Consider the following 20272-nt stretch of genomic DNA (forward strand, 5'->3'; position numbering starts at 1 on the left):
CTGACCCCTGATCCCCGCACGCACCCCAAGGAGAACCATGTCCACGATCACCCCCGCCCGCTGGCGCAACCGCGCCGGTTTCCTCGTCCTCGCAGCCGGCGTCGTCGTCGCCCTCGCCGGGTGCTCCGCGGGCGCTTCCGCCGACACGAGCGGCGCACCCGACGGCTCCGTCACCATCGGCGCCGCCTCGAACGGTGCGGCGAAGGAGACGACCGTCGAGGTCACCGAGGACACGAAGCTGCACGACGCGCTCCCCGCCGCGGTCCGGAAATCCGGCAAGCTCACGATCGGCGTGGGGGCCCTGCCCGCCGGGTTCCCGCCGCTCGCCTTCACCGGTGACGACCAGAAGACGATCACCGGTTCGGAGCCCGACCTCGGACGGCTCGTCGCCGCGAAGCTCGGGCTGCGCGCGGACGTGCAGAACGCCACGTGGGACAACCTGTTCGTCGGCATCGACAGCGGCAAGTACGACGCCGGCTTCTCGAACGTCACGGTGACCGAGGAGCGCAAGGAGAAGTACGACTTCGCCTCGTACCGGCAGGACAACCTGGCGTTCCAGGTGCTGGCGTCGAGCTCGCTGCGCTTCGACGGCGACCCGTCCGTGCTCGCCGGGAAGACCCTGTCCGTGAGTTCCGGCACGAACCAGGAGAACATCCTGCTCGAGTGGCAGAAGGAACTCCGGGCGAAGGGCGAGGACTTCACGATCAAGTACTACCCGGACGGCAACGCGATCAAGCTCGCGCTCGACTCGGGCAAGATCGACGCATACTTCGGCCCGAACCCGACGATCGCCTACCAGAACACGCAGAGCAAGGGCACCGCGAAGGCGACGAAGACCGCGGGCACGTACTCCGGCGCCGGCTCGTCCCTGCAGGGGCTCATCGCCGCGACGACGAAGCAGGGCAGCGGGATCGCGAAGCCCGTCGCGGCGGCGATCAACGAGCTCATCGAGGACGGCACCTACGCGAAGTGGCTCGCGGCCTACAACCTGTCGAACGAGGCCGTGAAGACGTCCGAGGTGAACCCCGAGGGCCTGCCGCTCGACAACAGCTGAGGTGTGCCGTGACACCCCCGTGGCCATCGTGGTCGCGGGGGTGTCGTGCGTGCGGGGGGGGGGGCGGCACTCCCCGCTCGACGATCGACAATCGACAATCGACGATCCACCAGGGGAACGACTCGTGGATCGTCGGAACATGCACACGCACCCGATGCGTGGGCAACGAACGACGTCCCACCCGTCGAACGACAGGTGGGACGTCGGACCATGCACACGCAGCGAGTTAGCGCGCAGCCAGAGCGGACTCCCCCTCGACGACAGGCGCCGCCCACTCCGCAGCGAGCAGCTCGTAGGAGCGCACCCGGGCGTCGTGGTCGTGCGCGATCGTCGTGACGAGCAACTCGTCCGCTCCCGTCACCCGCCGGAGCGTCTCGAGCCGTTCCGCGACGTGTACCGGTTCGCCGACGAACCTCGTCGCGAGCCGGTCCGCCACCGACGCCTCGGCCTCAGCGGGGAGCCGCACCTCCCGAGCCTGGTCCGGGGTGGGGTACTCGATCGCCCCGACGCCGGAGCGGATCGAGTGCACCCACTGGGCGTACCCGAGCCCGAGCTCGTCCGCCTCGGCCGCGGTCGGCGCCACGAGCACGTCGGCCGACACGATGACGTGCGGGGCGTCGAGCACGCCCGGGCGGAACGCGTCGCGGTAGGCCTGCACCGACGCCAGGACCGTGCCCGGCGACGTGTGGTAGTTCGCGCCGTACGGCAGGCCGAGCGCGCCGGCGATCCGGGCACTCTCGCCGCCGGTGGAGCCGTGGATCCACAGCTCGACGGCGGCACCCCCGGCCGGCGGGGCCTCGACCACCGCACCGTCCCGCGACCACGTGCCGGCGAACAGCCCACGGATGAGCTCCAGCTCGCCCTCGAACCGGTCGACGTCCCCCGGCACTCGGCCGAGCAGTTCACCCTGCAGCGCGAACCTGCTGCCCGGCGCGATGCGGAACTCGAACGGCGCGGGGACGAGCAGGCCGTCGACGACCTGGTCGGTCCGCGGGGCGAGCGACGGCGGCTTCGGGGTGCCCGGCGCTGGTGCTCCTGAGCGGCCGAGCCCGAGGTCGATGCGCGGCCCGTGCAGCGCGGCGAGCGTACCGAAGGTCTCGGCGATCTGCAGCCCCCGGGTGTTGCCGACCAGGGTCGCGGCGCTGCCGACCCGGATGGTCGAGGTGGCTGCGGCGACCGCACCGATGACGACGGTCGGTGCGCTGCCGGCCACGCCGGGGTTGAGGTGGTGCTCGGCGAGCCAGTAGCGGGCGTACCCGGCACGTTCCGCGGCGACGGCCAGGTCGACCGTGTTCGCCAGGGCCTGGGCCGGGGTCGACCCGCTGCTCACCGGGACGAGGTCGAGGACGGAGAGCGGGACGCGGCTCATGCGAGGACCCGCTGCCGGTCGAGGACCCGTCCGGGCAGGTCGAGCGTCTGCCGGAGCGTGGCGCCATCGTCGTACGACTGCCGGTAGACGCCGCGCTCCTGCAGCAGCGGGACGACCCGGTCGACGAACTCGTCGAGCCCGTACGGGTTGGTGTGCGGCACGACGACGAAGCCGTCGGTGGCGCGCTCCTGCACGTACCGGTCGATCTCGGCGGCGATGTGTGCGGGCGTCCCGACGAAGCCGCCACGGGTCGAGACCCGGATGACCAGGTCACGGATCGACAGGTGTTCGGCCGCGGCGAGGTCACGCCACGACTGCACCAGCGCGGGGACGTCGCGGGTGTGACGGACGCGGCCACGGGTGATGTCGGCGCCCTCCAGGTCCGGCTCGATCGAGGGCAACGGCCCGTCGACGTCGTACGACGACAGATCGCGGTTCCACACCTGTTCGAGGAACGCGATCGCCGTCGCCGGGCTGACCTGGGCGCGGCGGATCGCCCGGGAACGTTCCTCGGCCTCGTCCGCCGTGTCGCCGAGCACGAAGGTCGCGCCGGGCAGGATCAGCAGCTCGTCCTTCGACCGTCCGACCCGTTCGAGTCGCTCGGTCACGTCGCGGTAGAACGACTGCGCGTCGTCGAACTCGGTGTGCAGCGAGAAGACCACCTCGGCGTGCCCGGCGGCGAGGTCGCGGCCCTCGTCGGAGTCGCCGGCCTGCACGACCACGGGGTGCCGCTGGGGGCTGCGCGGCACCGGGAACGTGCCGGTCACGTCGAACTGCGGACCGTGGTGGTCGACGTCGTGGATGCGGGAGCGGTCGGCGAAGGCGCCGGCGGCCAGGGTCCCGGCGGCGCCCGACCCGTTCGCCACGATCGCGTCCGACTCCCACGAGTCCCAGAGCTCACGCGACAGCTCCACGAACTCCGCTGCCCGCGTGTACCGGTCGGCGTGGTCGAGGAACCCGCCGCGGCGGAAGTTCGCACCGTGGAACGCGTCCGAGCTCGTCACGACGTTCCAGCCGGCGCGGCCGTCGGTCAGGTGGTCGAGCGTGGCGAGCTGCTTGGCGAGCTCCACGGGCTCGTTGAAGGTCGTCTGCAGCGTGCCGACGAGCCCGATGTGGTCGGTGACCCCGGCCAGCGCGGCGAGGATCGCGAGCGTGTTCGGGCGTCCGACGACGTCGAGGTCGTGGATGCGTCCCTTCTGCTCGCGCAACCGCAGCCCCTCGGCGAGGAACAGGAAGTCGAAGAACCCCCGCTCGGCGTTCCGGGCGAAGTGCTCGAACGACGAGAACGCGATCTGGCTCTCGGCGCGGTCGTCGCTCCAGACGGTGGTGTTGTTGACGCCCGGGAAGTGGGCGGCGAGGTGGACCTGACGCTTGGCGCTCATGCTGAGACCCCCGAGGAGACGGAACCGACACCGACACCGGCACCGGTGACGGCAGGACGCGCGTACCGGCTGACCGCCGGCGCGATGCCGAGCCGCGTGCGCAGGTCGGCGGTGGGACGGGACGCCACGTCGGCGCGGAGCCCCGCGGTGACGAGCGCCGGGACGAGCTGCCGCGCGATGGCGGTCGAGTCGATCGGGATGCGCAGCGGACGGAGCCGGACGCCGGCGTACCCGAGGGCCCGCAGGTCCCCGATCCGTGCCACGAGGTCCGGCACCGTCGTCGCGAGGACGGACGTGTCCGACCCGGCGCCGACGGCGTAGGGGGCGCCCGCTGCCGCGTCGAGCGCGGCGAGCTCGTCGGCGGCGGCTGCCGGCGACGACCCGATGAGCACCGCGAGGTCCGCGAGGACGGGACGACGGAGGTCGGACCCGGCCGCCTGCTCGGCGTCACGGACGAGGTCCAGCGCACCCCGATCCTCCAGGCCGTCGAAGCCGGGCGTGACCAGCACGACGTCCGCGGCGTCCACCGCGAACGCCGCCGCGTCAGCGCGGTGCGCGAGCGCGAACACCGGCGGGCGCCCCTGCGGCGACCGCGGCACGATCGACGCGCCGTGCACGGAGACGAACGAACCGGAGAACGCCGCGTTGTGGATGCGGTCGCGGTCGATGAACCGGCCGGTCGTGACGTCGCGGATGATCGCGTCGTCGTCCCAGCTGTCCCAGAGGCGGGAGACGACCTCGGCGGCCTCGCGGGCTTCGTCGAACAGCGTGGCAGCGTCGTCGCCGCCGGGGCGGCGCCCGAACAGGGCGGCCTCGCGGGTCGTCGGACTCACCTGGATCCGCCAACCGGCCCGCCCCAGCGAGACGTGGTCGAGGGTCTGGAGGCCCGTGGCGACGTGGAACGGTTCGGTGTGCGTGACCGAGACGGTCGGCACCAGACCGATCGCGCGGGTCGCGGGGGCGACCGCGCTCGCGACGAGGAGGGCATCGAGGCGGCCGACGACGGTCGACGTGTCGAGGTCGCCGTCGGGGTCGGTGGGGCCGGCGGTGAAGGAGTCCTCGAGGGTGACGGCGTCGATGCCGAGCCGGTCCTGCTCGACGACGACGTCGCGCCAGTGCCGGAGGCTCGTGAGGCGCTGCGCTGCTGGGCCGGCGGCGCGCCAGGCGGCGGGGTGCCACCCGGCGCCCTGCAGCGCGGTGACGAGGGTGATGCGGTCGGGCACGGTCATGGGGCGACGCTAGGACGGTTCGGCCGGGCGGCGAAGCGGTGTTGCGGAACGTGACCGACGGTGTCGCCGTGTGACGCACCGCGCACCGTGCGAGGATCGCCGGATGGTCTCGTCGTTCCTGACCCACGCGGAAGTGGTGGTCGACCCCGCGGTCCCGATCGAGTCGTGGGGGCTGTCGCCCAAGGGACGCGTCCGGGCCGCCGCCGCACACCGGCTCGCGTGGACGCCGGGCTCCCGGCGGATCGTCTCGAGCACCGAGCGCAAGGCCGTCGAGACCGCCGACCTGCTCGCCAGCGCCGTCGGACTGCCGGTCGAGCGCGACCCCCTGCTGGGCGAGATCGACCGGAGCGCGACCGGCTACCTGCCGCCGTCCGAGTTCGAGGCCGTCGTCGACTCGTTCTTCGCCTTACCCGAGCAGTCGGTCCGCGGCTGGGAGCGGGCGATCGACGCCCAGGAGCGCATCGTCGCAGCCGTCCGCCGGCACTGCGCCACCGGCGACGTCACGATCGTGTCGCACGGCGCGGTCGGCGCGCTGCTCCTGGCCCACCTGCGCGGCGTCCCGATCACGCGCGCCCTCGACCAGCCCGGCATGGGCAGCGTCTTCCACTTCGACGCGCCCGCCTGGCGGGCGACCAGCGGCTGGAGACGCGTCCCAGCGACCTGACGGGAGGCGCGGGGCGGGGCCGCCACGGGCCTCCCGTCCGCCGCCTGCGCGGCCCGACCGCCCCGCTCGTCAGACCACGCGCGTCGCGCCCGTCACGGGGCCGGGGGCGGCGTCCTCGTCGTCGGCGTCGTGCAGGGTGCGCTCGGCCTGCCCGAGCAGGTGGTGCACGGCGAGGCCGATCGAGCGGGCACCGACGACCGCGACGAGCACGCTGAGCAGCGCCAGCAACGTGGCGGTGGGGATCCAGGCGGACGGCAGCGCGAGTGCCCGGAACCACTCCACTGCGGCGGTGGCGACCGCGGCGGCCGGGAACACGAACGACCAGAACCCGAGCGAGAACGCCAGGCGGACGTACCGCGGCAGCAGGGCCAGCTGCACGAGGACCATCAGGACGCCGAGGCCCGCGATGGCCTGCACGGGCAGGGTCACAGCACCGTCGGTGAGGGCGAACACCGACAGGGTGGCGACCGCCGGCGGCGCGACCAGGATCGCCATCGTCGGCACGAGCGGCCCCGGCAGCGCCGGTCGGAACGCCAGCCGGATGAGCAGCAGACCGGTCATGACGCCCCAGAAGAACACGCCGACGCCGAGGGCCGGCCAGGACAGCCAGCCGACGCCGACCTCGTGCGTGGCGACCGCGGCGACCAGGGCCGCGGCGACGGTCGGCAGCAGGTAGCCGCCGTGCACGGACTCCAGGGCGAGCCGGCCCTCGAACCAGGTGCTCAGCAGCCAGGCGGCGAACCCGGCCGCGGTGGCCACGGCGGCGAGCACCACGACCTGCCCGGCGACGGGGGCGAACCGCGCCAGGTCGACGCCGAGCAGCATCGCGGTCGCGGGGACGAGCGCGGCGATCGGGCCCTGCGCCGGGTGGCGGAGCTGGTCGACCAGCCGTTCACTGACGCGTGCGCCCCGGACGATGTGCGCACCGAGCAGCCACACCCACGCGACGGCGGCGATCGCCCAGAACACCTGCGGCACCACGGTGGGCAGGTGCAGCACGGGGGCGGCGTACGACCACGTCTCGGCGAAGCCGGCGAGGCCGAACGGGACGGCGAGGGTGTTGAGCGGGATGCGGGAGGTGGGTCGTGGCATGGCTCCCCCATTCTCGTGGACGGGTCGGCTGCGCCGGTGCGCGCCCGGGGCCGTGCGTGCGCGGCGGGGCGTGCGTGCCCGGGGGCCGTGTGTGCTCGGCGGGCCGTGCGTGCTCCGCGGTCAGGCTGCGGGCAGTTGCTCGCCCGCCTCGATCGCCACGTCGAGCCGGTTCTCGGCGGGCGGCAGCGGGCAGGTCGCGTGCGGGGTGTAGGCGCACGGCAGGTTCTTCGACCGGTTGAAGTCGATGCGGGTGGCACCGTCGGCATCCGGTGCGGCGATGTCGAGACTCCGGTTCGCCGCGTACGTCGTGACCCCGCTCGTGCGGTCGGTGAACAGCACGTGCAGGCCGCCGGCGTGCCCGTTGAACGCCAGGAGCGACCGCGGCCCGTCGAGGTCGAACGTCAGGACGCCGGGGGCCTCGTACACGTGCAGCAGGCCGTCGACGACGCTGCCGACGGTGACCTCACGCGGAGTGTCGAACGGCTCGAAGTGCGCGTCCACGACGAAGCGCTCAGCAGGGGCGTACGCCGGGGTGCCCTGGTACTCGACGCGGGTCGGGTTCGACGGGTGCCGCGGGCGCAGCAGGTCACTGCCGCCGCGCCGGGCGACCTCGATCACCACGGCCTCGTCGCCGTCGTGCCACACCACGTTCGTGCTCGAGCGCTCCGGCAGCGGGCCGAACCGGTGCGTCCCGGTGACCGGCTGTCCGTCGACCTCGATCGTCTCGTCGTCGGTCAGTGCGACCACCGGGCCGTCCTCGTCCGTCGACCAGGTGCCCGGGGCGTCGTCGAACCGTTCCGGCGTGGCGGTGAGCCAGCGGATGCTCGTGATCGCGAGGAAGCCGTGCTCGCTCGCCCGGGCCTGCTCGTGGTCGTCGTGCCAGGCGGTCCACGATTCGGCGAAGGTCGGTGCGGCCGGGTTCGTCGTGGTGGTGTCGCTCGTCGGGGTCGTCGTGCTCATGGGTCGACCGTACGACTCGTGGCCCGGTGGCGCGACGATCGTGTCGCCGTGCGTCGGCGGGCGGCGGGCGGGGCGCGGGCGGGCCGATGCGGAACGACACCGTCGACGTCGTCCGACATCGACCCTGTCGTTCGCACGCGCGTGCAACCGTCCGCGCACGCAACAGGCGACCGAGTCGGTGTCGTACGACATCGACCCTGTCGTTCGGCGTCCGCACGAAGCCACAGTCGCGGAACGTAACGGGCCCGGCCCCTCGTGGCAGAGTGGCACTGCAGCGCACCGCGAAGCCTCGCGCGCGGCCCCCGACTCCCGACAGTCCGCACCCATCGAGAGGAAGGCAGCGCATGCCCTTCGAGAACACCGACCGCATCCAGGCCACCACCGCCGGATCGCTCCCCCGCACCCCGGAGCTCATCGCCGCGAACGCCGCACGGCCCGTGGCCGCCGACGGCTTCACGCTCGAGACCACCGACGAGGTCCGCGCCCTGACGAGCGCGGCCGTCGACGACGTCGTCGCACGGCAGACCGCGCTCGGCATCACGCAGCCCGGTGACGGCGAGTTCGGCAAGGCGATGTCGAACAGCGTCGACTACGGCGCCTGGTGGGGCTACTCGTTCCAGCGCGTCAGCGGCCTGAGCCTGACCGACGAGAACATCTTCTCGCAGCAGCCGGTCCGGTCCACCCCGGGGAACATCCGGCTCACGAGCTTTCCGGACCGCCGCGACTGGACGATCTTCCACGACGCCTACACCGACCCCGAGTCGGGCATCGGCACCGGCAAGAACGCCACCGCGTTCCCGACCACGACCGGCCCGATCACGTACACCGGCCACGAGGCCGCGGCCACCGACGCCGCCAACCTCAAGCACGCAGTCGAGGCCGCCGGCGCCGACAACGGCTTCATCACGGCGCTCTCCCCCGGCTCCGCCGCCCGCATCGCGAACGAGTACTACGCGACCGAGGAAGAACACATCTGGGCGTGGGCCGACGCCCTGCGCGAGGAGTACACGACGATCCTCGACGCCGGCCTCGTGCTGCAGATCGACGACCCCTCGATCGCCGAGAACTGGGACCAGATCAACCCCGAGCCGAGCATCGAGGACTACCGCGCCTTCACCCGCATCCGTGTCGAGGCGCTCAACCACGCGCTGCGTGGCCTCGACACCAGCCGCGTGCGCTTCCACCTGTGCTGGGGCTCCTGGCACGGTCCGCACACCACCGACATCGAGCTCCGCCACATCGTCGACCTGATGCTCGACATCGACGCCGGTGCGTACTCGTTCGAGGCCGCGAACGCCCGCCACGAGCACGAGTGGACCGTCTGGCAGGACGTCACCCTGCCCGAGGGCAAGGTCATCGTCCCGGGTGTCGTCGGCCACGCCACGAACGTCGTCGAGCACCCCGACCTCGTCGCGCAGCGCATCGAGCGGTTCGCCTCGGTGGTCGGGCGTGAGCGCGTGATCGCCGGCACCGACTGCGGCCTCGGCGGTCGCGTGCACCCGCAGATCGCCGCGGCGAAGCTCGAGTCCCTCGGCGAGGGTGCCCGGCGCGCGAGCGCCAAGCTCTTCTAGCTGCCCGTTCCTTCCCAGAACAGCTGCGATACCTGGCGAGATCGGGCGTACCTGCCAAGAAGAACACCGCAGGTACGCCCGATTCCGCCAGGTGCGCCCGGTTCGGGCAGGTACGCCCGGTTCGGGCAGGTATGCCCGGATCGGGCAGGTACGCCCGGATCGGGCAGGTACGCCCGGTTCGGGCAGGTACGCCCGGCTGTGGACGCACGCACGGACGGACGGGAGGCCCGGTGCCAGCTGGCACCGGGCCTCCCGTCCGTCAGCGGACGCGTCTACCGACGCGAGCGGCCGAGCACGACCGCCGCGCCCGCAGCCGCGACGCCGAGCCAGACGAGGGGGCGCGTGACGCGCCGTCGCTTCGCGACCCAGCCGCCGTCCGTCGCGTTCGCGGCGTCGGCGGGGGCGTAGAGGTTCCCGTCGGTGGGGGCGCCCTTGCCACGGAGCGCGAACGTCTCCACCATCGGCTTCGTGATCTTGTGGAACAGGCCCGGGAACACGTACTGCAGCGGCACGAGCGACGCCTGGATCCGTCCGACGAAGCGGTAGCGCTTGGGATGCGTGGCGGCCTGCACGACGGCACGTCCGGCCCGCTCGACCGAGACGGTGGGCGGGAGCGGGTGCGAGGTCTTGCCGGTGTAGTTGGCACCGTTCTGGTAGATCGGGGTGTCGATCGTGGACGGCAGCAGCGCGGTGAACTTGATGCCGGTGCCCGCGAACTCGTCGCCGAGCACGTCGACCAGGCCGAGCGCAGCGTGCTTGCTCGTCACGTACGCCGACTGGTACGGCGCCGAGAGCAGCGACTGGATCGAGCCGACGAGCACGTAGGTGCCCTTCCCGCGCTGCTTCCAGTGCGGCAGCAGGTGCGTGATCGCGTTGAGGTGCCCGTACAGGTTCGTGTCGACGACGCGCTTGAACGCCTCGGTGGGGGTCTGCTCGAACAGGCCGTAGACGAACAGGGCCGCGTTGCCGACGAAGACGTCGATGCGACCGAAGCGGGTCGTCACCGTGCCGATGAGGTCCTTGACCTGGTGCTCGTCGGCGACGTCGGTCGGGATCGCGATCGCCTCGGCGCCGAGCTTCTGGCACTCGGCGGCTGCGGCCTCGAGCGAGTCGTGCCCGCGTGCGGCGAGCACGAGCGTGGCGCCCTGCCGGGCGAACTCGTGTGCGGCGGCCCTCCCGATGCCGCTCGATGCTCCGGTGATGACGACGATCTTCCCGCGGTACCGATGTCCCATGTGTCCTTGGTACCCGGCCGTGGTCCGTTCCCGCACAGCCGGGTCGTACCCCTGCACGCGGTGCGAAGATGGAGCATGCGCAAGGACGACCTGACCGTCGACGAAGCCGCGATCATCGCCGAGCACGCCCGCGCCGGTGTCCTCGACGTCGACGACCCCGAGGTGCGGAAGGTCGTCGAGCAGGCGAACCGGGTGCTGGTCCGTGCACAGATGTGGGGCGAGGAGCGGAGCCCGAAGCTGCGGCGTCGCCGACGGCTCATCGCGGTCGGCGCCCTCGTGATGGTGCTCGTGTGGGTCGCGGGGTTGCTCGTGCCGCTGGCGATGCGCTTCGGCTGACGGGTGCGTCCCGCGGACGAAGCGGGATCCGGGCCTGTTCAGGTGCGGCCGGATGGTGCATGATCCGACGACCACACCACCATCGCGCTGCAGGGAGCACGACATGGACCAGCACATCGATCGACGGCGCTTCATGACGCTCGGACTCGCCGGAGCCGCGACGACCGCCCTCGGCGCGACGGCGATCGGTTCGGACGAGTCGGCACAGGCCGCGACCGGAGCTGCGGCGCCGACCGCTGCCCCCGTGCTGCTCGCCGCCGACGAGTTCGACGGCCCGGCCGGCAGCGCGCCGAACCCGGGGATCTGGCGGTACGACCTGGGTGCGGGCGGCTGGGGCAACGCCGAGCTGCAGACCTACACGGACTCGCGGCGGAACGCGGCGCTCGACGGTGCCGGCAACCTCGTGATCACCGCACACCGCGAGGCCGACGGGTCGTACTCGTCGGCCCGGCTGAAGTCCGAGAGCACCTACACCGCGCGGTACGGCCGCATCGAGGCGCGGATCCGCATCCCCCGCGGCCAGGGCATCTGGCCGGCGTTCTGGATGCTCGGCGCGGACATCGGGCAGGTCGGCTGGCCGGCGTGCGGCGAGATCGACGTCATGGAGAACGTCGGGTACGAGCCGGGGATCGTGCACGGCACGGTGCACGGGCCCGGGTACTCCGGCGCGCAGGGCATCTCGGCGGCGTACACGAACCCGTCCGGAGCAGCGTTCGCCGACGACTTCCACGTGTACGGGGTCGACTGGCGCCCCGGCTCGATCACCTGGACGGTCGACGGCATCGCGTACCGGACGGTCACCCGGGCCGACGTCGGCTCGGCGACGTGGGTGTTCGACAAGCCGTTCTTCGTGATCCTCAACGTCGCGGTCGGCGGGAACTGGCCGGGTTCGCCCGACGCCTCGACACGGTTCCCCCAGCAGATGACCATCGACTGGCTGCGGGTCCACCAGAACGCCTAGCCGGGATCGCCGAAGCGGACGAGCGTCAGGGACGGCGGTTCGCCCGTGCGACGAGCCACAGGTAGGTGCTGTGCCCGACCAGGGCGAGTCCGAAGAACACCGCGGCGACCGCGTAGACCCGGTCGAGCTTGCCCTGCCCGATCACGAGCATCACGACGCAGAACGCGACGGCGATCGCGAGGACACCGACCTGCACGGTCGACCAGATCCGTCGGAAGCGCGGCATGCCCGTCTCGTTCACACCACCCATTCTGCCCGATGCCGTCAGTGCTTCTCCGGGTCGTGGCCCCAGTTCATGAGCGAGTACCGCCAGGGGGTGTCGTGCACGTCGCCGTCGGGACGCTGCTCCGAGTGCCGGGCGACGTAGCCGACGACCTTCCGCATGTGCGCCAGGTCGTCGTCGGTGCGGTCGGCCCTGTGCTTCTCGAGGATGCGGATGATGTGTCGGCCGCTCTCGTGCCCGGTCGACTCGCCGCCACCCGAGGGCTTCTGCCCGACGGACTTCGACTCGTCGGTGTCGAGCCACTTCCGCAACTCGGTGGCGGTCATGTTCACCGCGTCGTCGAAGTCGGCCCGGGTCTGCTCGTCGTCGTGCTCGCTCATGCGGTCGAGCAAACCCGGCCGTGCTGGACGACTGCGCAGGGCGGGCCGGGTCAGATGGGAATGGAACGGCCCCGCCCGGTGTCGAACACTCCACCGACCACGAAGGAGCCCACCATGAGCCTCGACCTCCACAAGAGCACCGGCGCCGGAACCGTCACCGACGAGCGCGCCTGCCTGCCGAAGCCCGTCCTGCCCACCCTGCACGACGAGCGCACCCCGTCCTTCGGTCGCTGGCTCGGACAGATCAACCACACCGACTGACCCCCCAGCGGGAGCGAGGGCGCCCACGGCCCGGCCCCTCGCCGCGCACTGCTACCGTGCACCCATGTCCTGGGGCCGGCGGTACTACGCGCTGCAAGCCGTCGGTGGATCGGCCTGGTGGATCGCCGTCGCGACGCTGCCCTGGATCCGCACGGCGACGCTCGGCTCGCTCGACCCGGTGCTCGTCGCCGTGTTCGACGTCCCGCTGTTCGTCGTCGCCTCAGCGCTCGCCGCCGCCGGTGTCCGAGCCGCCGCGGTGGTCACGACGGTGTGGACCGCCCTGGTGCTCGTCGCCCTGAGCGTCTGGGCGACCGTGACCGGCGAGGCCGGCTGGGGCGTGCTCGTCATGCTCGCCGCCACGATCGGCTCGGCCCTCGCCCTCGCCCTGGTGCTGCTCGGGCGGGTCCCGACGGAGTGGGTGACGAGCGGTCCGCTGCGGATCCGCACCGCCGACGCCAGCGCCCCGCGCTCCCGGCACGTCACCGCGACCGCGCTGCAGATCGTCGTCTTCTGGGGCCTGTTCCTCGGGGCGTTCCCCCTGCTCATCGCGTTCGCCGAGCACCGCTGGGGCCTCCACCCGCAACTGCCGGCACCCTTCGTCACCACCCTCACCGTCGTCGGTGTGGTCGTGCTCCTGCTGGCCAGCGCGCTCGGCATCGCGTCGGCAGCGGCGATGTCGACGAAGGGCGAAGGCACGCCGCTTCCCTCGGCCACCGCGAACCGCCTGGTGGTCGCCGGGCCGTACCGATCGGTGCGGAACCCGATGGCACTGGCCGGCATCACCCAGGGCGTCGCCGTCGGCCTGCTGCTGTCGTCGTGGCTGGTCGTCGTCTACGCGGTCGCCGGTTCCGTGGTCTGGAACTGCATCGTCCGCCCGCTCGAGGAATCCGACCTGGCGGAACGGTTCGGCGACGACTTCCGTCGCTACGCCGAGCAGGTCCGGTGCTGGGTGCCGCGGTGGCCGGTGCCGGCACGCGTGGGTTCGGTGCCGCTCAGCTCGTCGCGCCGCTGATGTTGACCAGCCACGACACCCCGTGGCGGTCGGTCAGCATGCCGAAGGTGTCGCCCCAGGGGGCGGTGGTGAGCGGTTCGACGATCGTTGCGCCCTGGGCGAGGCCGTTCCACCACCGCGTCAGCAGTTCGTGGTCGTCACCGCTGAGCGAGAGCGAGATGCTGCTCTCGGCCGGCGTCGGCATGCCGGACGGCGCGTCCGAGGCCATCAGGAGCAGGCCCTCGTCGCCGTCGAGCTGGCCGTGCATCACCTTGTCGGCGTCGGCGGGGTCCTGGCTCATGCCGGCTTCACCGAACGTGCCGATGGTGAGCGTGCCGCCGAAGACCGAGTGGTAGAACTCGAGCGCTTCGCGGGCTCCGCTCCGGAACCCGAGGTAGGGGTTGAGGCGAACGGTCATGACGATCTCCCTCGTCCTGCGCGGGCGTCGTCGCCCGCGTCGTGATCATGCTGGCAGAGTGCGCGTCCCCGCGGAAGGAGACGCCGTCGTCTTCGTTCGGCGCCGCCAGGTCGTCGAGACGCCTCCACATTCGGCGGCGTCTCGACGACGGCACGGCGTCGCAGCAACACACCGGCGTGTTCGAAGCAGCACCGACGCCGGACGGGAGGCGCGTGGCGGCGCCGCCACGGGCCTCCAGGCCGTCACACGGCGGGGTCCACCACCGGCGGTCGCGCGGACGGGGCGAGCTCACGGATCCGCTTGGCGGGGACGCCGGCGTAGACGCCGTGCGCCGCCAGGCGGCCGACGACCACGGCGCCGGCGGCGACCACGACGTCGTGCTCGATGTGGGCGCCCGGCAGGATCGTAGCGCGGCCGCCGATCCAGACGTGCTCCTCGACGACCACCGGGCGGCCGGTCGCGACGTCGCTCCACCGGCCCTCGGCGTCGATCTCGTGGTGGCTCGTCATGATGAGCACCTGCATCCCGATCGCGGTGTTCGCACCGATCGTCACGGGGGCGACGGCCTCGACGGTCACGTTGCGGTTGCAGAAGACGCCCCGGCCGATGGTGAGGTGCTTCGGGTCGCCCGTCAGCGAGAACCCGGTGCCCACTCCGGACTCGGCGCGTGCCCCGGCGGCACGGAGCAGCAGCCGCCGGACGATCCGAGGCAGCAGCGGGGATCCGAGCAGTGCCGTGAAGACGAAGTGCTCACGGGCGTAGGAGGCGTCCTCGACGAGCCGACGGCCGAACGTCGACGGATCGGTCGTCGGTGGGACGGCCGTGGTCGGGACGGGTGGTGCTGCTGAGCCGGCCATGGGGTCTCCATTCGTCGTGGCTGCGTGTCCGTGCAGCGCAAACGTAGGGCGACGATCGTCGGCGATCGGCCGGACGGCGGGCGGTTGCGGGATTCTTGCGGGCCCGCGCGGCTGCTCGCTAGGCGCGGGCGCCGTCCCGCGCGGTGGACGCCGTCTGCCGGGGCAGCTCGCCGAACTCCTCGCGGTAGCTCCCCGCGAACCGGCCGAGGTGGGCGAACCCGGTGGCCCGGGCGATCTCGGCGATGCTCCGACCGTCGCCCGACTCGAGCTGTTCGCGGGCGAGCAGCAGCCGGATGCGACGCAGGTACATGGTCGGGGTGATGCCGTGGTGCCGCTGGAACGCCGCCTGCACGCCACGCACGCTCAGGCCTGCGGCCTCGGCGACGTCGTCGACGGTGATCTGCTCGGTGGCGTGCTCGAGCAGGAAGGTCTCGGCACGGGCGAAGCGGGCGGTGGCGGCCATCGCCGGCTCGTGCTGCCCGACGGGCCAGTGCGGGATCGCGGTGAGCAGCCCACCGGCGGCGAAGCGCGCGAGCTCCCGCTCGCGTTCGATCGGGACGGCGTCCGGTCCGGCCAGGACCTCTTGTGCGATGGACCGCACCATGAGCCACCAGGCAGCGAGCGGCGCACCCTCGGGGACGTGCCGCGGACGGAACTCGATGGGACCCGGGGCCCAGTCGCCGCGCTCGGCCGCGACCTGTTCGACGATCGAGCGGTCGATCCGCAGGACGTCCTTGTTGCAGGCGATCCAGCGGAAGCGCTGGGGCCCCTGACGGAAGAGCGTCGGCCGGCCGATCTTCACGGTGTTCTCGTCGAGCTGGGCGACCCCGGACTTCATCCAGAAGATCATCATCGCGTCGCCGGGCTCGATCGTGCCGCTCAGGACCCCGGTGCAGCGGGTCGACTCGAGCGACAGCAGCGCCGTTCCGCGCACGCGCTCCTCGAACACGAACTCGGCGTCCGTCGGTTCGACCGACAGTCCGTGGGTGATGTGCGTCCGGGCCATCGCCTCGGCCGCCACCGACGGCTCGGCGGTCTGGATCTCCCGCAGCAGGCGGTGCATGGTCTCGGGCACGTGATGATCCTGACGACAAGTCGGCGTCGGCGCAACGAGCGACGCGCCGTGTTCCTGTACGGCGGCCAGCAACGGCGCTGTTGGCTGTGCTCCAGGAGGTCGAACATGAAGTACATCCAGTACGACCGCTCGACGATCCTGACGAGCGACGACGTGGCCGATGCCGTGATCGAGTACGCCGCCGCACTGGCCGGGGGCAGCCGTGCGGACACCGTGGCGATCCCCGCCGTGGCGGCCGACGGCACCATGACGACCACCAAGGTGCTCATCGGTCCGTCGAGCCAGCTCGTCGTCGAGGACGCCGAGGAGGACGAACTCGAGGCTGAGGACACCGTGTTCGTGGCACGGCTGCGGGCCGCAGCACTGACGTTCGAGCACGACGAGGTGATCCACGCGGACACCCGGACGGACCTGACCGAGGGGCCGGTGGCGTAGGCAGCGCCCCCGCGGAGCGACCGCTCAGCGCCCGAAGTCCGGCGGCGACGCGTTGGTGTCGACGGCGAGCACGGCCTCGGTGCGCCGACCGAGTTCGAGCAGGAACACCTCGCCCTCGGGTTCGAGGTCGTCGTCCGGAGCGGGCTCGAGGGCGACCGGGATCGCCGGGGCCAGGAGCACCTCGATCGTGCTCGCCACCCCGAAGTCGTCGGCCGTCGGGATCGACACGACGTCGCTCAGCCGACTCTGGTGCAGAGCGGCGGCGTACCGGATCACCGCGTCGGCGATCGAGTCGCTCGTCAGGACACGGACCGTGCCCGCGTAGTTCACGTACTTCAACGTTGCTCCCTGGTGAAGAGGAGCTTCCGTCGCGGTGACGGTTCCCTGATCCGGTGCCACGGTAGGCCGCCGACGTGCCGGGTACACATCTTCGAGCATCGAACGGGGTACGCCGTGACCCTGGACAGGCGTTCAGTGGCGCCCGCCCAGCATCGGGGACGTCCAGGGAAACCGACCACAGGGAGAGACATGACCGAGCAGCAGCAGCCCCCGGGGAGCGACCAGGAACTCACCCCGAAGGCCGACCACGGCGAGGAGTCGTACCGCGGCTCCGGCAAGCTCACCGGCAAGCGCGCCGTCATCACCGGTGGGGACAGCGGCATCGGGAAGGCCGTCGCGATCGCGTTCGCGCGCGAGGGTGCTGACGTCCTGATCAGCTACCTGCCGGAAGAGGAGGACGACGCGCAGGACACGAAGCGCTGGATCGAGGAGGCCGGTCGGAAGGCCGTGCTCTTCCCGGGCGACGTGAGCGATCCCGCGTACTGCCGATCCGTCATCGACCAGGCGGTCTCGGAACTCGGCGGGCTCGACGTCCTCGTGAACAACGCCGCCTACCAGATGACCCACGAGACGATCGAGGAGATCAGCGACGAGGAGTGGGACCACACCCTCGCGACGAACCTCAGCGCCTACTTCCACCTCGTCAAGGCCGCGCTGCCGCACCTCGGCCCGGGGTCGTCGATCATCGGGTCGAGCTCGGTGAACTCCGACAACCCGAAGCCGAACCTGGCGCCCTACGACGTCACCAAGGCCGGCGTCGCGAACCTGTCGGCCGCGCTGGCGCAGCTGCTCGGGGAACGCGGGATCCGCGTGAACAGCGTCGCCCCCGGTCCGATCTGGACGCCGCTGATCCCGTCGACGATGCCGCCGGAGCAGGTCGAGCAGTTCGGCAAGCAGTCGCCGCTCGGCCGTCCCGGCCAGCCGGCCGAACTCGCGCCCGTCTACGTGCTGCTCGCCAGTGACGACGGCAGCTACGTCTCCGGCGCGCGGGTCGCCGTCACCGGCGGCACCCCGATCCTGTGACGGGACGCCGGTCCGGCAACGGGACCAGGTGACGGACGGGAGGCCCGGGGCACGACGTGCGCCGGGCCTCCCGTCCGTCGTCGGGGGACGCTCCTGGCTGAACCGCCGCCCACCGGGGCCGGCCTACGTTCAGGGCCATGTCCACGCGAGCGAAGACCGTCACGGCGCTGTTCGGCGCCGCCACCGTAGCCCTCCTGCTCACCGCCTGCGACCCCGGCGGAGCGCAGAACATCAACCCCGTCGGCAAGGTCCCCGGCTCCGAGGAGAAGTCGCAGTCGGCCCAGTGCGACGTGGCCGCCAGCGCCGCCGTCGACATGATCGACAAGGCGGTCGGGTCGCACGACACCACCGAGTTCGCGAACATCCAGAAGGGTGACGGCGGCTGGTACCTCGGTGCCGCCATCGTCCCCGCGGACAGCAACGACTCGAACGACGACGAGGTCACCATCTGGGCGACCACCGCCGACCCCACGGCCGACGACTTCGACGGCCCGCTGTACGCCGTGAACGACGTCGCCAAGCAGGCCGTCGCCGACGAGACGACCACCACCTCGGATGCGCCGACGCCGTTCGCCGACGACTCGAAGGCCGCCGAGCAGGTCGAGAGCTGCGTCGTCGAGGCGTCTGACCGCTAGTCGTCGGACACCGCGCAGTGGCCGATCAGTCCTTGGGCTGGTCGGCCACTTCCACGTCCTACGCGGCGCCCGAGGTCGGGGACCCGCCGTCCGCTCGACGACAGCGGGAAGGTGCGAGGACGTCTGCACGAGTTCGGGTCAGGAGCAGACGTCCTCGCGCTACGACGCCGTCGGGTTCGACGCGGTGGTCATGACGAGGCCAGCCCGGGAACGGGGGGTCGGGCACCCGCCGGTAGGGTCCGGCGGGGTAGCTTCCGGAGACTGTACGTCGACCACGGCTCAGACGTGTCCATGTTCCGCAGGAACCGGACAGTGCCCGACCGTCCGCCGCGCGCCCGGCTGAGCGTCGGCCCGGGGAGTCGTGAAGGCCCGCTCAGCAGCACGGCGGTTCACTAGACGATCGTCTTCTGAACGCCTACGGTTCCCAGCACCCCGTTCCGCTCCCGAACCGTGAGAGACCGCATGCGCAGCCCCCGCCAGACCACCGTGCTCGAGACCGGCCGCTGACGTGGCGGCGGCGAAGGCGACGGTCCTGCTCGTGAGCGACTTCCCGCTGTCGGCGATGCGGGGTGAACGCGCCGCGCTGGTCGAGCAGGCGAAGGCCTTCGCGGAGTCCGGTCACGTCGTCTGGGTGGCGACTCCGCGCTCGAGCGAGACCGCGGAGCTGCGGAAGCACGGCGTCCGCCTGTTCGAGGTCGAACCGTCGATCAGCGCGCCGGAGAGCGACCTGCCGGTGGTCCGCAACTCGGTCCGTGTCCGCCGGTGCCTCGGCACGCTGATGCTCGAGGAACGGATCGACCTCGTCGTCACCCACTCGGACTTCGGCCTCGCCGCGGCGGCGCTGACCACGGCGCGCTCCCTCGAGCTGCCGACGATCCACACCGTGCACGGTTCGGCGCCGGTCCGGGGCCGGACCGCTGCGGCGATGGCGCCCCTCGCACGGCACGCGCACCGTGTGGTGACCGGCATCCGGCCCACACGGCACCGCTTCACGGGGCACCCCATGGACGACGCGCGCCGCAACATGGCCGTGGCCGTCTCCGGGGCGGCCGACGTCGTCGTCACCCCGACGACGCGGCAGGCCCGTGTCCTCCGCGAAGCCGGCGTCGGCCCGGTCCACGTCGTGCCCAACGCACTCGGCCGCCGGCCGGTCGAACCGCCGCCGGCGCCGGAACTCGGCCCGCTCCGGCTCGTCTGGGCGTCGCGGTTCACCCCGGACAAGCGCCTCGACGTCCTCCTCAACGCGATCCGGCTGGTGGAGATCCGGCTCGGGGCACACGCCGTGCGGGTCGACGTCGCCGGCGGGACCGTCCCCCCGACCCGCACGCCGGTGTCGGTCCGTGTCCACGGCCGCCTGTCGTCGCAGGCGGTCCACGACCTGCTGCTGTGCGGGCACGCGGCGGTGGTCTGCTCGCTCGAGCACGACGGCCAGCCGATGACCGCGCTCGAGGCGTTCCGGGACCACCGTCCGGTCATCGTGTCCGACATCCGCCTGGCGAGCGAGTTCGGCTCCGCCGCCGTCCTGACCGACGACGAGACCGCGTTCGGGCTCGCCACGACGATCATCGAACTCGCCTCGGACCGGACGCTGCTGCGGCCGCACACCGCCGCCGCCGTCGAGCACGCGCGGCTCGCGACGGCGGAGCGGCACACCGATCAGGTCCTCCGGCTGGTCGCCGGCAGCTGCCGGCCCTGAGTGACGGCTCCCCCGCGAGCGCGCGCCGCCCTGGGCGCACCACGGGACGGACTGGAGGCGCGGTGCGGGCCCGCCCCGGGCCTCCA

The 20272-nt window shown here is 72.2% G+C and carries 23 protein-coding genes; 11 read left to right on the plus strand and 12 right to left on the minus strand.

Annotation, left to right across the window (positions count from 1 at the left end):
- The first annotated feature begins 37 nt into the window (after positions 1-37).
- Complete coding sequence (locus tag DEJ04_RS09300) at positions 38-1054, plus strand: transporter substrate-binding domain-containing protein (protein WP_111046890.1); 1017 nt, start codon at positions 38-40, stop codon at positions 1052-1054.
- A 226-nt stretch (positions 1055-1280) separates the two neighbouring features.
- On the opposite strand, the gene DEJ04_RS09305 is transcribed toward DEJ04_RS09300, so the two are convergent.
- From DEJ04_RS09305 to DEJ04_RS09315, 3 genes are read right to left on the minus strand one after another with little or no spacing between them, the layout of a single operon-like run.
- A complete protein-coding gene (locus DEJ04_RS09305) occupies positions 1281-2423 on the minus strand; it encodes an LLM class flavin-dependent oxidoreductase (RefSeq protein ID WP_111046891.1) in 1143 nt (380 codons plus the stop codon).
- Complete coding sequence (locus DEJ04_RS09310) at positions 2420-3805, minus strand: NtaA/DmoA family FMN-dependent monooxygenase (RefSeq protein ID WP_111046892.1); 1386 nt, start codon at positions 3803-3805, stop codon at positions 2420-2422. Before DEJ04_RS09310 ends, DEJ04_RS09305 begins: the two co-directional genes overlap by 4 nt.
- Positions 3802-5034: an LLM class flavin-dependent oxidoreductase gene (locus DEJ04_RS09315; protein ID WP_111046893.1), complete on the minus strand. Its 1233-nt coding sequence runs from the start codon at positions 5032-5034 to the stop codon at positions 3802-3804. Before DEJ04_RS09315 ends, DEJ04_RS09310 begins: the two co-directional genes overlap by 4 nt.
- 103 nt (positions 5035-5137) lie before the next feature.
- Between DEJ04_RS09315 and DEJ04_RS09320 the strand changes: the two genes are divergently transcribed.
- Positions 5138-5698 (plus strand): histidine phosphatase family protein, encoded by a 561-nt coding sequence (locus DEJ04_RS09320; protein WP_111046894.1) that lies wholly within the window; start codon positions 5138-5140, stop codon positions 5696-5698.
- Between the two features lie 69 nt (positions 5699-5767).
- Here the strand turns inward: DEJ04_RS09320 and DEJ04_RS09325 are convergent, their stop codons facing one another.
- Both DEJ04_RS09325 and DEJ04_RS09330 read right to left on the minus strand, forming a co-directional pair.
- Entirely contained in the window at positions 5768-6790 is a 1023-nt protein-coding gene (locus tag DEJ04_RS09325; protein ID WP_111046895.1) for a transporter, read from the minus strand.
- Between the two features lie 120 nt (positions 6791-6910).
- Positions 6911-7750: a DUF1684 domain-containing protein gene (locus DEJ04_RS09330; RefSeq protein ID WP_111046965.1), complete on the minus strand. Its 840-nt coding sequence runs from the start codon at positions 7748-7750 to the stop codon at positions 6911-6913.
- A 344-nt stretch (positions 7751-8094) separates the two neighbouring features.
- Here DEJ04_RS09330 and DEJ04_RS09335 point away from each other — a divergent pair, with 344 nt between their 5' ends.
- A complete protein-coding gene (locus DEJ04_RS09335) occupies positions 8095-9321 on the plus strand; it encodes a cobalamin-independent methionine synthase II family protein (RefSeq protein WP_111046896.1) in 1227 nt (408 codons plus the stop codon).
- 272 nt (positions 9322-9593) lie between these two features.
- On the opposite strand, the gene DEJ04_RS09340 is transcribed toward DEJ04_RS09335, so the two are convergent.
- On the minus strand, positions 9594-10556 hold the full coding sequence (locus DEJ04_RS09340) for an SDR family oxidoreductase (RefSeq protein WP_181437780.1): 963 nt from the start codon (positions 10554-10556) through the stop codon (positions 9594-9596).
- Positions 10557-10631: 75 nt separating this feature from the next.
- Here DEJ04_RS09340 and DEJ04_RS18395 point away from each other — a divergent pair, with 75 nt between their 5' ends.
- Positions 10632-10892 carry a hypothetical protein gene (locus DEJ04_RS18395; RefSeq protein ID WP_181437781.1) on the plus strand — a complete coding sequence of 87 codons (261 nt, stop codon included), beginning with the start codon at positions 10632-10634 and terminating at the stop codon, positions 10890-10892.
- A 103-nt stretch (positions 10893-10995) separates the two neighbouring features.
- A complete protein-coding gene (locus tag DEJ04_RS09345) occupies positions 10996-11853 on the plus strand; it encodes a family 16 glycosylhydrolase (RefSeq protein WP_111046966.1) in 858 nt (285 codons plus the stop codon).
- A gap of 25 nt (positions 11854-11878) precedes the next feature.
- Here the strand turns inward: DEJ04_RS09345 and DEJ04_RS09350 are convergent, their stop codons facing one another.
- A complete protein-coding gene (locus DEJ04_RS09350; RefSeq protein WP_111110269.1) occupies positions 11879-12079 on the minus strand; it encodes a hypothetical protein in 201 nt (66 codons plus the stop codon).
- A gap of 38 nt (positions 12080-12117) precedes the next feature.
- Positions 12118-12456 (minus strand): DUF3140 domain-containing protein, encoded by a 339-nt coding sequence (locus DEJ04_RS09355; protein ID WP_111046898.1) that lies wholly within the window; start codon positions 12454-12456, stop codon positions 12118-12120.
- Between the two features lie 114 nt (positions 12457-12570).
- Here DEJ04_RS09355 and DEJ04_RS18400 point away from each other — a divergent pair, with 114 nt between their 5' ends.
- The gene (locus tag DEJ04_RS18400) at positions 12571-12717 is read left to right on the plus strand and encodes a hypothetical protein (protein WP_164941096.1); all 147 of its coding nucleotides are present in this window, start codon (positions 12571-12573) and stop codon (positions 12715-12717) included.
- Between the two features lie 64 nt (positions 12718-12781).
- The gene (locus DEJ04_RS09365; protein WP_111046899.1) at positions 12782-13729 is read left to right on the plus strand and encodes an isoprenylcysteine carboxylmethyltransferase family protein; all 948 of its coding nucleotides are present in this window, start codon (positions 12782-12784) and stop codon (positions 13727-13729) included.
- Here the strand turns inward: DEJ04_RS09365 and DEJ04_RS09370 are convergent.
- The 3 genes from DEJ04_RS09370 to DEJ04_RS09380 all read right to left on the minus strand — a co-directional run bounded on the left by DEJ04_RS09370 (position 13710) and on the right by DEJ04_RS09380 (position 16058).
- Entirely contained in the window at positions 13710-14126 is a 417-nt protein-coding gene (locus DEJ04_RS09370) for a VOC family protein (RefSeq protein ID WP_111046900.1), read from the minus strand. The genes DEJ04_RS09365 and DEJ04_RS09370 overlap by 20 nt on opposite strands.
- 242 nt (positions 14127-14368) lie before the next feature.
- Positions 14369-14983 (minus strand): DapH/DapD/GlmU-related protein, encoded by a 615-nt coding sequence (locus DEJ04_RS09375; protein ID WP_111046901.1) that lies wholly within the window; start codon positions 14981-14983, stop codon positions 14369-14371.
- Between the two features lie 118 nt (positions 14984-15101).
- Positions 15102-16058 (minus strand): AraC family transcriptional regulator, encoded by a 957-nt coding sequence (locus tag DEJ04_RS09380; protein WP_111046902.1) that lies wholly within the window; start codon positions 16056-16058, stop codon positions 15102-15104.
- Between the two features lie 105 nt (positions 16059-16163).
- On the opposite strand from DEJ04_RS09380, the gene DEJ04_RS09385 reads away from it, so the two are divergent.
- Positions 16164-16493 carry a hypothetical protein gene (locus DEJ04_RS09385; RefSeq protein WP_111046903.1) on the plus strand — a complete coding sequence of 110 codons (330 nt, stop codon included), beginning with the start codon at positions 16164-16166 and terminating at the stop codon, positions 16491-16493.
- A gap of 24 nt (positions 16494-16517) precedes the next feature.
- Here DEJ04_RS09385 and DEJ04_RS09390 read toward each other — a convergent pair whose 3' ends face one another.
- Positions 16518-16832 carry a hypothetical protein gene (locus DEJ04_RS09390; RefSeq protein ID WP_146248681.1) on the minus strand — a complete coding sequence of 105 codons (315 nt, stop codon included), beginning with the start codon at positions 16830-16832 and terminating at the stop codon, positions 16518-16520.
- 189 nt (positions 16833-17021) lie between these two features.
- On the opposite strand from DEJ04_RS09390, the gene DEJ04_RS09395 reads away from it, so the two are divergent.
- The 3 genes from DEJ04_RS09395 to DEJ04_RS09405 all read left to right on the plus strand — a co-directional run bounded on the left by DEJ04_RS09395 (position 17022) and on the right by DEJ04_RS09405 (position 20186).
- Positions 17022-17855: an SDR family oxidoreductase gene (locus DEJ04_RS09395; RefSeq protein ID WP_071405286.1), complete on the plus strand. Its 834-nt coding sequence runs from the start codon at positions 17022-17024 to the stop codon at positions 17853-17855.
- A gap of 137 nt (positions 17856-17992) precedes the next feature.
- Positions 17993-18490 carry a hypothetical protein gene (locus DEJ04_RS09400; protein WP_110863897.1) on the plus strand — a complete coding sequence of 166 codons (498 nt, stop codon included), beginning with the start codon at positions 17993-17995 and terminating at the stop codon, positions 18488-18490.
- Between the two features lie 538 nt (positions 18491-19028).
- Complete coding sequence (locus DEJ04_RS09405; RefSeq protein ID WP_146248682.1) at positions 19029-20186, plus strand: glycosyltransferase family 4 protein; 1158 nt, start codon at positions 19029-19031, stop codon at positions 20184-20186.
- Positions 20187-20272 lie beyond the last annotated feature (86 nt).

The organism is Curtobacterium sp. MCLR17_044 (genome assembly GCF_003234435.1).
GTDB classification, from domain to species: domain Bacteria; phylum Actinomycetota; class Actinomycetes; order Actinomycetales; family Microbacteriaceae; genus Curtobacterium; species Curtobacterium flaccumfaciens.

Bases quoted from the DNA above. Each gene is read 5' to 3' on its own strand.
- DEJ04_RS09345 (WP_111046966.1), top strand. From the start codon at position 10,996: ATGGACCAGCACATCGATCGACGGCGCTTCATGACGCTCGGACTCGCC.
- DEJ04_RS09335 (WP_111046896.1), top strand. From the start codon at position 8,095: ATGCCCTTCGAGAACACCGACCGCATCCAGGCCACCACCGCCGGATCG.
- DEJ04_RS09370 (WP_111046900.1), bottom strand. From the start codon at position 14,126: ATGACCGTTCGCCTCAACCCCTACCTCGGGTTCCGGAGCGGAGCCCGC.
- DEJ04_RS09350 (WP_111110269.1), bottom strand. From the start codon at position 12,079: ATGCCGCGCTTCCGACGGATCTGGTCGACCGTGCAGGTCGGTGTCCTC.
- DEJ04_RS09355 (WP_111046898.1), bottom strand. From the start codon at position 12,456: ATGAGCGAGCACGACGACGAGCAGACCCGGGCCGACTTCGACGACGCG.
- DEJ04_RS09375 (WP_111046901.1), bottom strand. From the start codon at position 14,983: ATGGCCGGCTCAGCAGCACCACCCGTCCCGACCACGGCCGTCCCACCG.
- DEJ04_RS09325 (WP_111046895.1), bottom strand. From the start codon at position 6,790: ATGCCACGACCCACCTCCCGCATCCCGCTCAACACCCTCGCCGTCCCG.
- DEJ04_RS09385 (WP_111046903.1), top strand. From the start codon at position 16,164: ATGAAGTACATCCAGTACGACCGCTCGACGATCCTGACGAGCGACGAC.
- DEJ04_RS18400 (WP_164941096.1), top strand. From the start codon at position 12,571: ATGAGCCTCGACCTCCACAAGAGCACCGGCGCCGGAACCGTCACCGAC.
- DEJ04_RS09305 (WP_111046891.1), bottom strand. From the start codon at position 2,423: ATGAGCCGCGTCCCGCTCTCCGTCCTCGACCTCGTCCCGGTGAGCAGC.
- DEJ04_RS09330 (WP_111046965.1), bottom strand. From the start codon at position 7,750: ATGAGCACGACGACCCCGACGAGCGACACCACCACGACGAACCCGGCC.
- DEJ04_RS09395 (WP_071405286.1), top strand. From the start codon at position 17,022: ATGACCGAGCAGCAGCAGCCCCCGGGGAGCGACCAGGAACTCACCCCG.
- DEJ04_RS09310 (WP_111046892.1), bottom strand. From the start codon at position 3,805: ATGAGCGCCAAGCGTCAGGTCCACCTCGCCGCCCACTTCCCGGGCGTC.
- DEJ04_RS18395 (WP_181437781.1), top strand. From the start codon at position 10,632: ATGCGCAAGGACGACCTGACCGTCGACGAAGCCGCGATCATCGCCGAG.
- DEJ04_RS09340 (WP_181437780.1), bottom strand. From the start codon at position 10,556: ATGGGACATCGGTACCGCGGGAAGATCGTCGTCATCACCGGAGCATCG.
- DEJ04_RS09300 (WP_111046890.1), top strand. From the start codon at position 38: ATGTCCACGATCACCCCCGCCCGCTGGCGCAACCGCGCCGGTTTCCTC.
- DEJ04_RS09365 (WP_111046899.1), top strand. From the start codon at position 12,782: ATGTCCTGGGGCCGGCGGTACTACGCGCTGCAAGCCGTCGGTGGATCG.
- DEJ04_RS09400 (WP_110863897.1), top strand. From the start codon at position 17,993: ATGTCCACGCGAGCGAAGACCGTCACGGCGCTGTTCGGCGCCGCCACC.
- DEJ04_RS09315 (WP_111046893.1), bottom strand. From the start codon at position 5,034: ATGACCGTGCCCGACCGCATCACCCTCGTCACCGCGCTGCAGGGCGCC.
- DEJ04_RS09320 (WP_111046894.1), top strand. From the start codon at position 5,138: ATGGTCTCGTCGTTCCTGACCCACGCGGAAGTGGTGGTCGACCCCGCG.